12 protein-coding genes are annotated in these 16,038 nt (G+C 59.9%); 11 read left to right on the forward strand and 1 reads right to left on the reverse strand.

What is annotated here, in order from left to right; genetic code table 11:
- Window positions 1–2 precede the first annotated feature (2 nt).
- The 11 genes from C9E91_RS09305 (at window position 3) to C9E91_RS09355 (ending at window position 13,743) form a co-directional block, all read left to right on the forward strand.
- Entirely contained in the window at window positions 3–923 is a 921-nt protein-coding gene (locus C9E91_RS09305) for an ABC transporter permease (RefSeq protein WP_107107986.1), read from the forward strand.
- Between the two features lie 52 nt (window positions 924–975).
- Entirely contained in the window at window positions 976–2,052 is a 1,077-nt protein-coding gene (locus tag C9E91_RS09310) for a BMP family ABC transporter substrate-binding protein (protein ID WP_107107987.1), read from the forward strand.
- Between the two features lie 142 nt (window positions 2,053–2,194).
- Window positions 2,195–3,157 carry a galactofuranose ABC transporter, galactofuranose-binding protein YtfQ gene (ytfQ, locus tag C9E91_RS09315; protein ID WP_107107988.1) on the forward strand — a complete coding sequence of 321 codons (963 nt, stop codon included), beginning with the start codon at window positions 2,195–2,197 and terminating at the stop codon, window positions 3,155–3,157.
- A gap of 192 nt (window positions 3,158–3,349) precedes the next feature.
- On the forward strand, window positions 3,350–4,873 hold the full coding sequence (gene ytfR / locus C9E91_RS09320) for a galactofuranose ABC transporter, ATP-binding protein YtfR (RefSeq protein ID WP_107107989.1): 1,524 nt from the start codon (window positions 3,350–3,352) through the stop codon (window positions 4,871–4,873).
- A complete protein-coding gene (locus C9E91_RS09325; protein WP_107107990.1) occupies window positions 4,870–5,898 on the forward strand; it encodes an ABC transporter permease in 1,029 nt (342 codons plus the stop codon). Before ytfR ends, C9E91_RS09325 begins: the two co-directional genes overlap by 4 nt.
- A complete protein-coding gene (gene yjfF / locus C9E91_RS09330; RefSeq protein ID WP_107107991.1) occupies window positions 5,895–6,863 on the forward strand; it encodes a galactofuranose ABC transporter, permease protein YjfF in 969 nt (322 codons plus the stop codon). Before C9E91_RS09325 ends, yjfF begins: the two co-directional genes overlap by 4 nt.
- A gap of 16 nt (window positions 6,864–6,879) precedes the next feature.
- Complete coding sequence (locus C9E91_RS09335; RefSeq protein WP_107107992.1) at window positions 6,880–7,626, forward strand: FadR/GntR family transcriptional regulator; 747 nt, start codon at window positions 6,880–6,882, stop codon at window positions 7,624–7,626.
- Window positions 7,627–7,728: 102 nt separating this feature from the next.
- A complete protein-coding gene (gene glmU / locus C9E91_RS09340) occupies window positions 7,729–9,090 on the forward strand; it encodes a bifunctional UDP-N-acetylglucosamine diphosphorylase/glucosamine-1-phosphate N-acetyltransferase GlmU (protein WP_107108142.1) in 1,362 nt (453 codons plus the stop codon).
- A gap of 219 nt (window positions 9,091–9,309) precedes the next feature.
- On the forward strand, window positions 9,310–11,136 hold the full coding sequence (glmS, locus tag C9E91_RS09345; protein ID WP_107107993.1) for a glutamine--fructose-6-phosphate transaminase (isomerizing): 1,827 nt from the start codon (window positions 9,310–9,312) through the stop codon (window positions 11,134–11,136).
- 175 nt (window positions 11,137–11,311) lie between these two features.
- Complete coding sequence (locus C9E91_RS09350; protein ID WP_107107994.1) at window positions 11,312–12,016, forward strand: DUF502 domain-containing protein; 705 nt, start codon at window positions 11,312–11,314, stop codon at window positions 12,014–12,016.
- A 230-nt stretch (window positions 12,017–12,246) separates the two neighbouring features.
- Window positions 12,247–13,743 carry an esterase-like activity of phytase family protein gene (locus C9E91_RS09355; protein WP_107108143.1) on the forward strand — a complete coding sequence of 499 codons (1,497 nt, stop codon included), beginning with the start codon at window positions 12,247–12,249 and terminating at the stop codon, window positions 13,741–13,743.
- 42 nt (window positions 13,744–13,785) lie between these two features.
- Here the strand turns inward: C9E91_RS09355 and recG are convergent, their stop codons facing one another.
- Window positions 13,786–15,891 carry an ATP-dependent DNA helicase RecG gene (recG, locus tag C9E91_RS09360; RefSeq protein ID WP_107107995.1) on the reverse strand — a complete coding sequence of 702 codons (2,106 nt, stop codon included), beginning with the start codon at window positions 15,889–15,891 and terminating at the stop codon, window positions 13,786–13,788.
- Between the last annotated feature and the right edge of the window lie 147 nt (window positions 15,892–16,038).

A 16,038-nucleotide genomic window follows, 5' to 3' on the forward strand; every position in this document is an offset into this window, starting at 1 on the left:
CTATGAGTGTTTTTGAAGCGATTCTCCTGACCATCATCACCGCCTCGACGCCGCTCGTTATCGCCGGCCTCGGCGAACTGGTGGTGGAACGCTCCGGCGTGCTCAATCTCGGCGTCGAAGGCATGATGATCATGGGTGCTGTCGCCGCTTTCGTCGGCGCGCAGATGAGCGGATCACCCTATGTGGGCCTCATCACCGGCATTGTCGGCGGTGCGCTGTTTTCGCTGCTGTTCGGGTTCCTGACGTTGACGCTGGTGACCAATCAGGTGGCGACGGGTCTGGCGCTCACTATCCTCGGCCTCGGTCTCTCCGGCATGATCGGTGAAGGTTATGTCAGCGTGCCCGGCGTGCAGTTGCGGGAAATCGTCTTTCCGTTCCTGTCCGATATTCCGCTCATCGGGCCGGTGCTCTTCAAGCAGGACCTGACTTTCTATCTCTCGATCGCGCTGCTGATCGGCGTCAATTGGTTCCTCTTCCGCAGCCGGACCGGCCTGAAGCTACGCGCCATCGGCGACAGTCATGGCTCGGCGCATGCCCTCGGCATCAATGTCATCCGCACGCGCTATCTGGCCGTCATGTTCGGCGGCGCCTGCGCAGGCCTCGCCGGCGCGCAATTGTCGCTGGTCTACACGCCGCAATGGGTTGAGAACATGTCGGCCGGCCGGGGCTGGGTGACGCTGGCTCTCGTTGTCTTCGCGTCGTGGCGGCCAATGCGCGTCATGGCCGGCGGCTATCTCTTCGGGGCGGTGACGATCCTGCAATTTCATGCGCAGGGCTTCGGGGTTGGCATTCCCGCACAATTCCTGTCGATGCTGCCCTATGCGTCGACTATAGTGGTTCTCGTCATCATCTCTCAAAATCGCCGCGCGACCTTGATCAATACGCCAGCGTCGCTCGGCAAGGCCTTCGTTCCGGAGCGCTAAGAACAACAACCGGACGGATTTCGTAAGTTATGTCAAACCAGCAGGGGTAACCATGAAGAAACTAGCACTCACACTCGCCACCACGGCCGCCGCCATTATCGGCTTCGCTGCCGCGGCCGAAGCGGCACCGACCAAGGTCTGCTTTGTCTATGTCGGCTCGCACACGGATGGCGGTTATTCGCAGGCGCACGATCTCGGCCGTCAGCAGGTCCAGAAGGAGTTCGGCAACAAGATCGATACGCCCTATCTCGAAAATGTTCCGGAAGGCCCGGACGCCGAACGCGCCATCGAGCGCCTCGCTCGTTCCGGCTGCTCGCTGATCTTTTCCACGTCGTTCGGCTTCATGGATGCCACCGTCAAGGTCGCCGCGAAGTTCCCTAAGGTGAAGTTCGAGCATGCGACCGGCTTCAAGAGCGGCCCGAATCTCGCCACCTACAACTCGCGCTTCTATGAAGGCCGCTACATCCTGGGGCAGATCGCCGCCAAGATGTCGAAGAATCACGGTGCCGCCTACATTGCTTCCTTCCCGATTCCGGAAGTGGTGATGGGCATCAACTCCTTCGAGCAGGGCGCGCGTTCGGTCGATCCGAGCTTCAAGCTCAAGGTCATCTGGGTCAACACCTGGTTCGACCCAGGCAAGGAAGCCGATGCTGCCAAGGCGATGGTCGACCAGGGCGTCGATATCCTGACCCAGCATACCGACACCACCGCGCCGATGCAGGTGGCCGAGGAACGCGGCATCCATGCCTTCGGTCAGGCCTCCGACATGATCGCCTCCGGCCCGCACGCGCAGTTGACCGCTGTCGTCGACACCTGGGGTAACTACTACTCCAAGCGCGTCCATGCGCTGCTCGACGGCACCTGGAAGGCCGAACAGAACTGGGACGGCCTGAAGGACGGCATCTTGAAGATGTCGGACTACACCAACATGCCTGACGACGTGAAGAAGATGGCTCAGGAAACTGAAGCCAAGATCAAGTCCGGCGAACTCGCTCCCTTCACGGGCCCGATCAACAAGCAGGACGGAACGCCTTGGCTGAAGGCTGGCGAAAAGGCCGATGACGCTACGCTGCTCGGCATGAATTTCTACATCGAAGGCGTCGACGATAAGCTTCCTGCCGCAAAGTAAGCCTCTAAATTTGAGACGGTTGAAAAAGGGCGCCCCGAGCGCCCTTTTTTGTTGCAGTGCATCACACAATGTCGATTTACAAAAGTATTACTATATGATTTTTTGCCACTGGCCGTAAGAGACGGCCAATTGGGAGGACATCATGAAATTGAAGACTGCACTGGTGAGTGCCACGATTCTTGCTGCTTGCATGTTTACGTCTGCGTCGGCAAAGAATTTGGTTGTCGGCTTTTCGCAAATCGGCTCGGAATCTGGCTGGCGTGCGGCGGAAACGACCGTTACCAAGCAGCAAGCTGAGAAGCGCGGGATCGATCTCAAATTCGCCGATGCGCAACAGAAGCAGGAAAACCAGATCAAGGCAATTCGCTCTTTCATCGCACAGGGTGTCGATGCGATTCTGCTGGCTCCCGTTGTTGAAACGGGCTGGGACGCCGTTCTGAAGGAAGCAAAGGAAGCCAAGATCCCGGTCATCCTGCTTGACCGCACGATCAACGCACCGAAGGATCTCTATCTGACCGCCGTTACCTCGGACCAGATCCACGAAGGCAAGGTTGCCGGCGACTGGCTTGTGAAGACCGTCGGCGATAAGAAGTGCAACATCGTCGAGCTCCAGGGCACCACCGGTTCTTCGCCGGCGATTGCCCGCAAGAAGGGCTTCGAAGAAGCCATCAAGGGCCATGACAACCTGAAGATCGTTCGTAGCCAGACGGGCGACTTCACCCGCGCCAAGGGCAAGGAAGTCATGGAAAGCTTCCTGAAGGCTGAGAACGGCGGTAAGGATATCTGCGCGCTCTACGCTCATAACGACGACATGGCCGTCGGCGCCATCCAGGCGATCAAGGAAGCCGGCCTGAAGCCGGGCAAGGATATCCTGACCGTATCCATCGATTCGGTTCCGGACCTCTTCAAGGCCATGGCTGCCGGCGAAGCAAACGCGACGGTCGAACTGACGCCGAACATGGCCGGCCCCGCCTTCGATGCTCTCGACGCCTACCTGAAGACCAAGAAGGAGCCGCCGAAGTGGATCCAGACCGAGTCCAAGCTGTACACGCAGTCTGACGACCCGCAGAAGGTCTACGAGGAAAAGAAGGGCCAGGGTTACTGATGTAAGAAAGCAAACCGCATCGGCCGGCAAACGGCCGGTGCGGGCTTTTCGACGCGGAACTGCGGGCGCGCTGAAACTTCACGAATTCGGGTGAAATCACCTGAATGGGAGTAAGATGAACGCACGGCGCTCTAGCGAGCGGCGTATTTCGCGCTTTTGCATAGCGGCTCAATTCAAGGAAATTCTTGGCCCATGGCTCACGATGTCGAGCGTCTTCTGACAGCTACCGGCTTCTGCAAATATTTTCCCGGTTCCACCGCCCTGGATCATGTCGATTTCACATTGCGGCGGGGTGAGGTTCATGCGCTTCTCGGCGAAAATGGTGCTGGGAAATCGACGCTGATCAAGTGCATGACTGGCGCATATCGCCGCGACGCAGGCAGCCTCGTTCTCGATGGCGCCGAAATCGATCCGCATGATACGCTCGCAGCGCAGAAGCTCGGCATCGGGACGGTTTATCAGGAGGTGAACCTCCTTGCGAATTTGAGTGTCGCGGAAAATCTGTTTCTCGGCCGTCAGCCGAAACGCCTCGGCATGGTCAGCAGCCGCGTGATGAACAGCATGGCGAAAGACCTGTTGTCGCAATACGGCATAGACATCGATGTCAGCCGTCAGCTCGACCGTTTCTCCGTGGCAATCCAGCAGGTGATCGCGATCGCGCGTGCCGTCGATCTCTCCGGCAAGGTTTTGATCCTCGACGAGCCGACGGCCAGCCTCGACACCCATGAGGTCGAGATGCTTTTCGGTATTATCCGAAATCTGAAGCAGCGCGGTTTAGGCATTGTTTTTATTACGCACTTTTTGGAACAGGTCTATCAGATCTGCGACCGCATAACCGTGCTGCGCAACGGCCGCCTTGTGGGGACGCGCGATGCTGAGGGCCTTTCGCGGCAAACCCTGATCGCCATGATGCTTGGCCGCGAACTTGCGCACGCCGAAGCGACTGCGAAGCAGGCGGTCAGCGAAAGCGGGCCGGTGAGGTACCGCTTCACCAATTTCGGCAAGCGCGGCAAGATCAAACCCTTCGACCTCGAGGTTCGTGCCGGCGAAGTGGTTGGGATTGCCGGTCTGTTGGGCTCCGGACGCACGGAAACCGCAGAGGTGCTCTTTGGTGTCGAGCGCGCCGACAGCGGCGAGGCAAAGATCGAGGACCGGACGGTGGCTCTTTCGAGCCCGCGTGCCGCGATCAAGAGCGGCTTCGGCTTTTGCCCGGAGGACCGCAAGACGGACGGCATCATCGGCGATCTGTCCATCCGCGAAAATATAGTCATGGCGCTTCAGGCCCGCCGCGGCTGGGCACGCCCATTGCCGCGCAGCGAGCAGAATGCGCTCGCTGATCGCTATATCAAGGCGTTGGATATTCGTACCACCGACCGCGAAAAGCCGATAAGGCTGCTGTCCGGCGGCAATCAGCAAAAGGCCATTCTGGCCCGCTGGCTGGCGACCAATCCCAACTTCCTGATACTGGACGAGCCGACGCGCGGCATCGATGTCGGTGCGCACGCCGAGATCATCCGCTTGATCGAAGACCTTTGCCAGCAGGGAATGTCGCTGGTGGTGATTTCGTCCGAGCTGGAGGAGCTCGTAGCCTATAGTTCCCGTGTCATCGTGCTGCGCGACCGCGAGCATATTGCCGAACTGACGGGCGACAAGATTACTGCCAGCCATATCGTCGACTCCATAGCGACGGGCGAGAGCAAGCGAGAAGAAGCATGAGTTCCCAGATCAAGGCCCTGTTATTTCGATTGGCTCCGCAACTCATTGCGTTGGCAGCCATTCTTCTTTTGAATTTCATTATGTTCCCGCAGTTCTTTCATCTGGAAATGCAGAATGGCAGATTGTACGGCAGCATCATCGATGTTCTCAATCGCGGTGCGCCGGTAGCACTTCTGTCGATTGGCATGACGCTCGTCATCGCCACCAAGGGCATCGATCTCTCGGTCGGCGCGGTGATCGCAATTTGCGGTGCCGTCGCGGCATCCGCCATCGTCTCCGGGAATTCTCTCGCCTACACGCTGCTGCTGACCATCGGCGTCGGGCTTGCATGCGGGCTCTGGAACGGGTTCCTCGTCGCGGTTCTCGACATTCAGCCGATCATCGCTACGCTGGTGCTGATGGTCGCAGGCCGCGGGATAGCCCAATTGATCACCGAAGGCGTCATCATGACCTTCAATGACGATGGGTTGATCTTCCTGGGGAGCGGGTCTTTCGCCTCTCTGCCGATGCCTGTCGTCATCTGGCTGCTGGTGGCATTGGCGGTCATTCTTCTGGTGAGGCGCACGGCGCTCGGCATGCTTGTTGAGGCGATCGGCATCAACCGTCGCGCCAGCACGCTGTCGGGCATCCAGACGCCGGTGCTGCTGATCGCCGTCTATGCCCTGAGCGGCCTTTGCGCCTCAATCGCCGGCATCATCGTTTCCGCCGATATCAAGGGCGCCGATGCGAACAACGCCGGTCTCTGGCTTGAGCTGGACGCGATCCTCGCCGTTGTCGTCGGCGGCAATTCCCTTCTTGGCGGTCGTTTCAGCATTGTCGGCTCGCTGGTTGGAGCGATGATCATCCAGTCGGTCAATACGGGCATTCTGTTGTCCGGCTTCCCGCCGGAATTCAATCTGGTGATCAAGGCCGTCATCGTCATCATCATTCTGGTCATCCAGTCTCCAGCTCTCCAATCCGTCTCGGCGTTTTTCTGGCGTCGGCGGGGTGCGGCGCAGATGATCCATGAGGAGCAGGCAAAGTGAATTCGAAATATCTTCCCCTGCTCGTGACGATCGTCATTTTCCTGCTGGCCTATACCGGCTGCGTGCTGCAGTTTCCGACCATGCTGTCGACGCGCGTTATCGGCAATCTGCTGACGGACAACGCTTTTCTCGGAATTGCCGCAGTCGGCATGACCTTCGTCATCCTTTCCGGCGGCATCGATCTGTCGATCGGTTCGGTTATCGCCTTTACCGGCGTCTTCCTGGCGATCGTTCTGCGGGATACCTCGATCCATCCTTTGATCGCCTTCGCGCTTGTTCTGGCGATCACGACGATCTTCGGCGCGGGCATGGGTGCCATCATCCACTATCTCAGTATGCCGCCCTTCATCGTCACGCTGGCGGGCATGTTTCTCGCGCGCGGCATCGCATTCGTCCTGTCGATCGACAGCATCCCGATCGAGCATGATTTCTATACGCAACTCAGCGATCTCTATCTGCTGCTGCCGGGCGGCGGTCGTCTGACGCTGATCGGCGGTATCATGCTGATCGTCTTTGCCGGCGGCATCCTGCTGGCGCATCGCACCCGCTTCGGAGCCAACGTCTATGCGCTGGGCGGCGGGGTGCAGACGGCTCAGTTGATGGGTGTTCCGGTCGGCCGGACGACCATCCAGATCTATGCGCTGTCCGGCTTTCTCGCCGGTCTATCCGGAATCGTTTTTTCTCTCTATACGTCGGCTGGATATTCGCTGGCTACCGTTGGTGTCGAACTCGATGCCATTGCTGCGGTGGTCATCGGCGGAACGTTGCTGACGGGGGGAGCAGGGTTCGTTGGGGGAACGCTTATCGGAATTCTCATACAGGGCTTGATTCAGACTTACATCACCTTTGATGGAACACTTTCCAGTTGGTGGACTAAGATACTGATCGGGCTGCTGCTGTTTGCATTTATTCTGATGCAGAAGGGTCTTCTGCTGCTTTCCCGCTTCAATCGTCGTTACGCCTGAGGGAAGGACAGAGTGCTTGCGCAGCAGATTGCTTGAATCAAGAAAAACCGAAAGAAAGTCACGAACCAGCCATGCGCAGGTCGTGGATGATCTCGGAAAAGCGATCGTGTCGGGAGCCTTTCCCATAGGCAGCATTCTCCCCGGTGACAGCGAGCTTCTGCAGCGGTTCAAGGTGTCGCGTACGGTTCTGCGCGAGAGCATGAAGACCCTGGCCGCAAAAGGCTTGGTCGTTCCGCGCGCCCGCGTCGGAACCCGCGTCACCGAGAAGATCCATTGGAACATGTTCGACACCGCAGTGCTGACCTGGCACTTCGAAAGCGGTGTCAACGAAGAGTTCCTCCTTCATCTCTATGACATTCGCTTGGCATTCGAGCCGTTTGCCGCCAGCCTCGTCGCGGAGCGCGCCAGCGCTGAGGAAATCGAGGCGCTTCGGCGGCTCGCGATGGCCATGGCTGCGCCGGAGCACACGCCAGACAGCCTTGCCGTCGCCGACCTTCATTTTCATCTGGCAATCACGGAAGCGTCCCACAATCCCTTCATGCGCACGCTCGGCGGCCTGATCGAAGCAGCCCTCGTTGGCATGTTCCGGATGAGCGCGCCGCCCGCCAGCAACGGCTTCGGCAACATAGCCGATTCGCATATGGCCATCGTGGAGGCCATCGCCGCCCATGACGGACCGGCGGCGCACAAGGCGATGGAATTCGTTATTTTCGACGGCCGCCGGCATGTTCAGCAAACCTTCGCGGCACTCGTAGACGCTTGACGCCTACCTCTAAATTCGCCGTAGTTCACCGCTCAACTAGTTGCTATGAGGAGACGAAGCCTGTTCTTGGGCCGTGTCGGACCGCATCTTTCGGAGCTTGAAATGGAACGCACCTGCCTCGCCATCATCCTCGCCGCTGGCGACAGCACCCGTATGAAGTCGTCGATGTCCAAGGTGCTGCACCCGATTGCCGGTCGTCCGATGATCGCGCATGTGATGGAAGCGATCGCAAAGACAGATATTTCCGCTGCAGCGCTCGTCGTCGGCCGTAATGCGGAAGAGGTCACCGCCGCAGCCTCCGTCGGCGGCGTCAAGGTGGAAGCCTATCTGCAGAAGGAGCGTCTCGGCACCGGGCATGCTGTGCTCGCCGCTCGTGAGGCGATTGCTGAGGGCTATGACGATATTCTGGTGGCCTATGGCGACGTGCCGCTGCTCACCGACGCGCCGCTTCGCGCAGCGCGCCGTGGGCTTGCCGAAGGCAATGACATCGTCGTCATCGGCTTTCATACGGAAAATCCGAATGCTTATGGCCGGCTGCTCGTCAAGGATGGTGAGTTGATCGCCATCCGCGAAGCGAAGGATGCGACCGATGCCGAGCTCGCGGTCACCTGGTGCAACAGCGGCCTGATGGCGATCAACGGCCGCAAGGCGCTCGACCTTCTCGACCGCATCGGTAACGACAATGCCAAGCACGAATATTATCTGACCGATCTTGTCGAGATCGCCCGCTCCCTCGGCGGCCGTGCAGTCGCCGTCGACGCGCCCGAAGTGGAGATGACCGGCTGTAACAACCGTGCGGAGCTCGCCTTTATCGAACGCCTCTGGCAGGAGCGGCGGCGTCACGAGCTGATGCTTTCGGGCGTCACCATGATCGCGCCGGAAACAGTGTTTCTTGCCTATGACACGGTGATCGGCCAGGACGCGCTGATCGAGCCGAATGTCGTCTTCGGTCCCGGCGCCGTCATCGATGGCGGTGCGGTCATCCACGCTTTCTCGCATATCGAAGGCGCCCACGTCAGCGCAGGCGCCACGGTTGGCCCCTTCGCGCGGCTGCGTCCGGGTGCGGATCTTGCCGACGGTGCAAAGGTCGGCAATTTCTGTGAGGTGAAGAACGGCAAGATAGCTGAGGGCGCGAAGGTCAACCATCTGACCTATATCGGCGACGCGACCGTCGGGGCCGGCAGCAATATCGGCGCTGGCACGATTACCTGCAACTATGATGGCGTCAACAAACACGAGACCCATATCGGCGCAAACAGCTTCATCGGTTCGAACTCGTCGCTGGTGGCGCCCGTGCGCATTGGCGACAGCGCCTATGTCGCCTCGGGCAGTGTCATCACCGAGGATGTCCCGGCGGAAGCGCTGGCCTTCGGACGCGCTCGCCAGGAGGTAAAACCTGGCCGTGCCAAGGTCATCCGCGATCGGGCCTTAGCCATCAAGGCGGCGAAGAAGGGCAGCCACTAAGCCTAAAGTCCAGCGCAGGAGCCCTTAAATCGGAATCGATTTAAGGAAAGGATTGTGCGCTACTCTAAAGTCCTGCTGTGTCCGCAACGCATCCTTTGGATGCCTCGGCGCGGTAGGGTCGCGTAACGGTCAGAAATCGAAAGTGACCATCGCGGCGATTGAGAAAACGATTAGAATCATTAGGACTTGCTCCAATATTTTGGGCAGACGGAGAATTGCATGTGCGGCATTGTCGGGATCGTCGGAACGAAGCCTGTGGCGGAGCGATTGGTGGATGCCTTGCGGCGTCTCGAATATCGCGGCTATGATTCGGCTGGCGTTGCCACCATTCATAACGGCGTCATGGATCGTCGCCGCGCCGAAGGAAAACTCTTCAATCTCGAAAAGCGGCTGGACGTCGAGCCGCTGCCCGGCGCAACTGGCATTGCTCACACCCGTTGGGCGACGCATGGCGTTCCCAACGAAACCAACGCCCATCCGCATTTTGTCGAAGGCGTCGCCGTCGTCCACAATGGCATCATCGAGAACTTCTCCGAGCTGCGCGAAGAATTGAAGGCCGAGGGCAGGATTTTCGCCACCCAGACCGATACGGAAGTCGTTGCGCATCTCCTGGCGAAATATCTCCGCCAGGGCCTCGATCCGCGCGCAGCCATGCTGAAGATGCTGAACCGCGTCACTGGTGCATATGCACTGGTCGTCATGTTCCAGAACGATCCCGACACGCTGATGGCGGCCCGTTCCGGCCCGCCGCTCGCCATCGGTTTCGGCAATGGCGAGATGTTCCTTGGCTCCGACGCCATCGCGCTGGCGCCCTTTACCAACGAGATCACCTATCTGGTCGATGGCGACTGCGCGATCATCACCCGCGCTGGCGCCACGGTCGTCGACTTCAGCGGCCGGGAGGTCAACCGCGTTCGGCAGATATCGCAGGCGACCGCCTATGTTGTCGACAAGGGCAATCATCGCCACTTCATGGAAAAGGAAATTTACGAGCAGCCGGAGGTGATCTCTCACGCGCTCAGCCATTATGTCGATTTTGGCAGCCATCGGGTGCACCCGAATGCGTCGTCGATCGATTTCAACGCCGTATCCAGCCTCGCGATCTCAGCCTGCGGCACGGCCTATCTCGCCGGCCTGATCGGCAAATATTGGTTCGAGCGCTATGCCCGTCTGCCGGTCGAGATCGATGTCGCCTCCGAATTCCGCTATCGCGAGATGCCGCTCTTGCCATCGCAAGCCGCGCTGTTCATCTCGCAGTCCGGCGAAACGGCCGATACGCTGGCGTCGCTGCGCTACTGCAGGGACAATGGCCTGAAGATTGGTGCCGTCGTCAATGTCAAGGAATCGACCATCGCGCGCGAATCCGATGCCGTCTTCCCGATCATGGCCGGCCCCGAAATCGGCGTTGCCTCGACCAAGGCCTTCACCTGCCAACTTGCAGTCCTGGCGTCTCTGGCAATCGGCGCCGGCAAAGCGCGTGGTACGGTCAGCGCCGAGGATGAACAGGCGATGGTGGGCCATCTCGTCGAGATGCCGCGCATCATGGCCCGGGTGCTGAATATCATCCAGCCGCAGATGGAAAGCCTTGCCCGCGAGATCTCCAAATTCAAGGATGTGCTTTATCTCGGCCGTGGCACCAGCTTCCCGCTGGCCATGGAAGGTGCGCTGAAGCTCAAGGAAATCTCCTACATCCACGCCGAAGGCTATGCCGCCGGTGAGTTGAAGCACGGTCCGATCGCGCTGATCGACGAGAACATGCCTGTTATCGTCATCGCTCCCTACGACCGCTTCTTCGATAAGACCGTCTCCAATATGCAGGAAGTAGCGGCGCGCGGCGGCCGCATCATCTTCATCACCGACGAGGCGGGGGCAGCGGCTTCTACCCTGCCGACCATGGCGACGATTACCCTGCCTATTGTCGATGAAATCATCGCGCCGATGATCTTCTCGCTGCCGATCCAATTGCTCGCCTATCACACCGCTGTCTTCATGGGCACGGACGTCGATCAGCCGCGTAATCTGGCCAAGTCGGTGACGGTGGAATAGGCTGCATTCCCCGCTGTTTTCCTAAAATAACGTCGTCGTGAACGGGGCTCTGATCCCGCCGATGACGTGACTGGCGGGTTGTGCTACGTGCCGATTTCTGGCACGTTTCACATAGGAGATGGTGGGGGAATTTGCCGGTTAGCGGTGGCGACGGAACGGAGTTTTCGAACGGCGAATGACGGATAGACCCATCAAAGTGTCTGTGGCAACGCGGATCAGAAACAATTTCCTGGCGGGCCTGATTATCTGCGCGCCAATCGCCATTACGCTCTGGCTCACCTGGTCGGTGGTCCACTGGGCAGATAGCTGGGTCAGGCCCTATATTCCGGCGCGCTACGATCCCGAGAGCTATCTGAATTTCGCCGTTCCCGGCACTGGCCTAGTGATCGCTATGATCTTCATCACGATCGTCGGTTTCCTCGCCAAAAACCTGATCGGTCAGAGCATCGTCCGCTTCGGCGAATCGATCGTGCAGCGCGTGCCGCTGGTGCGAACCATCTACAAGAGCGTGAAGCAGATTTTCGAAAGCGTGCTGAAGGAGCAGGGCACGTCTTTCAAGAAGGTCGGCCTCATCGAATATCCGAGCCCCGGCCTCTGGTCGATGGTGTTCATCTCGACCGACGCCAAAGGTGAGATCGCTTCGAGGTTCAACGCCATGGGGCATGACATGGTGGCCGTTTTCCTGCCGCCGACGCCCGTCCCGACAGCCGGCTTCCTGGTTTTCGTGCCGCGTGAAAAAATCACGATCCTCGACATGAGCCCGGAAGATGGCGCCAAACTGCTGATCTCCGGCGGCCTGGTTTCGCCGGAATATCGGGAAAAGCTGATCGGCAAGGAACTGCCGCCGCCGGCGCCTGTCCCCGTAAAAACGCTGTCTTAGAACTACGCTTTTTCTGATCTCTTCCTCTCTCGCCCACGCGTTTGGGGCGAGTTGTCATGTCCTTATCATGTTGCCGTCTTAGACCGTCTGCCGGAAAGGCAATCGGGGCGCACCTCATTGTCGAAGTCCGGATCACTAGAACCGGATGCATCGTTCGACACGGCTTTGGCCGTGTCTGAAGGTGAATGCCGTTCCAGCAAAAAGGGCTTTTTCATCAGGAGGATATTGCCTTGAAAAACGTGCGTTCAATGACATTGCCGCTGCTCTCCGCAGCGCTCGCCACTTTTGTTTTCTCCGCGCCGATCGCTGCCCTCGCCGATAGCTCCGTCGCCGTCGGCGGCGTCATGTTGGTCAACAAGGGCCGCGTCGCCGTTGGCCGTATCCCGGCCAATCTGCGCGACAAGTTCGGCGAGACCTTCGGCTCCGGTTCGGGTATGTCCATCGACACCAAGAGCTGGGTGCGCAATGCCGATGGTTCCTACAAAGGTTCGCTGTGGCTATTGCCCGACCGCGGCTACAATGCTGTCGGCACGACCGACTATCGCCCGCGTCTCAACACCATCGATGTCCAGTTGACGCCGGTTGCTCCGGGCGCAACACCGCCGGTCGGCAAGGAACAGTCTGGCGTCGATGCCAAGCTCGCCGACACCGTGCTGCTGACCGACAACAAGGGCGCCGACACGACCGGTCTCGATCCGGCTAACGGCACCCGTCAGCCGGCTGATGGCATGCCGCTGCTGCCTCAAGCGCCGAACGGCAAGATTTCGCTCGATACCGAAGCCGTCGCCCGACTGCCCGATGGCACCATGTTCATCAGCGATGAGTATGGCCCCTATATCTATCGCTTCGCCGCCGATGGCCGCATGATGGCCGCAACCCCGCCGCCGACTGCGCTGCTGCCGATGCGCAATGGTGCCGTCAACTTCGCCTCCAACAATCCCGGTCCTGGCGAATCCGCTCCGGACCCGAAGGATCCGACCAGCGGCCGCCAGAACAATCAGGGCCTAGAAGGCATGTCCCTGACGCCGGACGGCAAGTTCCTGATTGCCGTGCTGCAGTCCGCAACCCGCCAGGATGGCGGCGATTCCAGCTCGACGCGCCAGAACACCCGCACTTTGGTCTACGATGCCACCGATCTGGCCCATTTGAAGCTGGTGCATGAATATGTCGTGCCGCTGCCGGTCTTCACCGACGCCAAGGGCAAGACGGCCGTCGCCGCCCAGAGCGAAATCGTGGCTCTCTCGCCGCAGACCTTCCTCATGCTGGCCCGCGACAGCAACAACGGCTACGGCGTGAAGGGCGATAAGTCGCTCTATCGCAGCATCGACATTGTCGATGTCTCAGCCGCAACCGATATTCACGGCACGGCATTCGATGCCGATAAGCCGGTCGCTCCCAAGGGTGTCGTCGATCCCTCGGTGAAGCCGGCGGCTGTGAGCCAGTTCATCGACATCAACGACAGCGCCGATCTCGCTCGCTTCGGCCTCCACAATGGTGCGCCGAACGATCGCAACAATCTCTCCGAAAAGTGGGAAGCCATGTCGCTCCTGAGCGTCATGGATCCGAAACTGCCGGACGATTACTTCCTGTTCGTCGCCAACGACAACGACTTCCTGACCCAGGACGGTTTCCAGGTTGGCGCGGCCTATAAGGGCGATGGTGGAGCTGATGTCGACACCATGTTCCAGGTGTTCCAGGTCACGATCCCCGGCCTTTCGGCCAAGTAACGGCCTATGATTTGGATGGACGCGATTGCCGCGTCCATCCACCTATCCCGCTCTCAGAAAACGGATCGCCTCGTCGCGGCGGAAGAGATAGAGCAGGGTACGCACAGCCATGCCACGCTCACCCGTCAGCTCCGGATCGCGCTCGATCAGATAGGCGGCGTCCTTGCGGGCGATTTCCAGGAGATCGGCATGGGCCTCGAGGCTGGCGATGCGGAAGCCGGGCGTTCCGGACTGGCGCGTGCCGAGCAACTCGCCCTCACCACGCAGCTTCAGATCCTCCTCGGCAATGCGGAAACCGTCCTCGGTGTCGCGCATGATCGACAGCCGGGCATGACCAGTTTCACCCAACGGGCCCTTATAGAGCAGGATGCAGGTGGACGCCTCGTCGCCACGTCCGACGCGCCCGCGCAACTGGTGCAACTGCGCCAGACCGAAACGCTCGGCATGCTCGATCACCATGATCGTCGCGTCCGGCACATCGACGCCGACCTCGACCACCGTTGTGGCGACCAGCAGGCGGATATCTCCATTCTTGAACGCCATCATCACGGCATCTTTTTCCGGTCCGCTCATGCGGCCGTGAATGAGCCCGATCCCAGGCCCCAGCGCCTTGGTCAAGCTCGCATGCCGTTCTTCGACCGACATTAAATCAGATTCTTCGGTTTCCTCGACAAGTGGGCATATCCAATAGGCTTTTTTGCCTTCGGACAAAGCGCTCTTCAACCGTGCAACGATATCGCCGGTTCGCTCGGTCGGAATGGTGATCGTCTGGATCGGCTTGCGGCCGGCGGGCTTCTCGGTGAGCTTGGAAACGTCCATATCGCCGAAGGCGGCAAGTACCAGTGTGCGTGGGATCGGCGTGGCGGTCATGACCAGCATATGCGGCGAGATGCCCTTCGCCGTCAGCCGCAAGCGCTGGTGCACGCCGAAACGGTGCTGCTCGTCGACGACGGCCAGCATGAGATTGGCGTAGCTCACGCTATCCTGAAACAGCGCGTGCGTGCCGATGACGATCTGCGCTTCGCCGGACGCGATGCGTTCCAGGATGGCGTCGCGCTCGCGGCCTTTGGTACGGCCCGTCAGCACTTCGACGGTAAGATTGGCACTGGCGGCAAATTTCGAGATCGTCGCATGATGTTGTCGCGCCAGGATTTCGGTCGGCGCCATCAACACCGCCTGGCCGCCGCTTTCGATGACCGCGGCAATCGCCATCAATGCCACCAGCGTCTTGCCGGCGCCGACATCGCCCTGCAGCAGCCGGAGCATGCGCTCCGTGCCCGCCATGTCCTTGAGAATATCGGCCACGGCTTCCTTCTGACTGTTCGTCATGGAGAAGGGAAGGGATTCCAATATGTTCCGGCTGATTGTTCCCGTAGGACGCACGGGCTGGCCGGCAACCTTGCGCAGACGCTGGCGCACAAGCGACAGCGACAACTGCCCAGCCAGGAATTCGTCATAGGCAAGCCTGCGGCGGGCTGGCGCCTGCGGATCGATATCGGCAGCATCCCGCGGCGCATGCAGCATGTGGAAGCCGTCTGAAATCGAGGGAAAGCCTTGCTTCTGTGTGAGCGCCGCATCGTCCCATTCCGGCAGTTCCGGTATGCGCGTTGTGGCCGCTTCGATGGTCTTGCGCAGGAATTTCGGCGAGAGCCCGGCGGTAAGGGGATAGACCGGCTCGACCAACGGCAGGTTCTCCGCCTCGCTTTCGCGCATGATGTAGTCCGGATGCACCATCGACGGCCGGCCGTTGAACCAGTCGACCTTGCCGCTGACGGTCACTACTTCATCGATCGGCAGTTGCTTTTCCAGCCATTGCGCCTTGCCGCGGAAGAATACCAGACCGAGTTCGCCGGTTTCGTCATGCAGGAAGACGCGGTAGGGCACGTTGCTGCGCGCATTCGGCGGCGGCTGGTGGCGGTCGACGCGGCCGGTGATGGTGACGATCGCGCCCTGCGGCGCCCGCGCAATGCCCGGCTGCTCACGCCGGTCGATGATGGAATGCGGCGCATGAAAGAGCAGGTCGATGACCCGGCAGTCGTCGATGCTTTCCCGATCGAGCAGCTTCACCAGCAGTTCGGCAATCTTCGGCCCGACGCCGGGCAGCGAAGAGACGGAGGTAAACAGCGGATCGAGGATGGCGGGTCGCATGGCCGGCAAAATGCGACGGGGAGGGTGGCTTGGCAAGGCCTGAGGGTCATGCGAGCTTCTAGGAGGCACATACTCCCCGGAAAATTGCGCTCGGCATGCTTTTTTCCGAAAAACCGGTTCCCACCTTTCAAGGCTGGTTTTATAGAG

This window comes from Rhizobium sp. SEMIA4064 (assembly GCF_003025035.1).
GTDB classification, from domain to species: Bacteria; Pseudomonadota; Alphaproteobacteria; order Rhizobiales; family Rhizobiaceae; genus Rhizobium; species Rhizobium paranaense.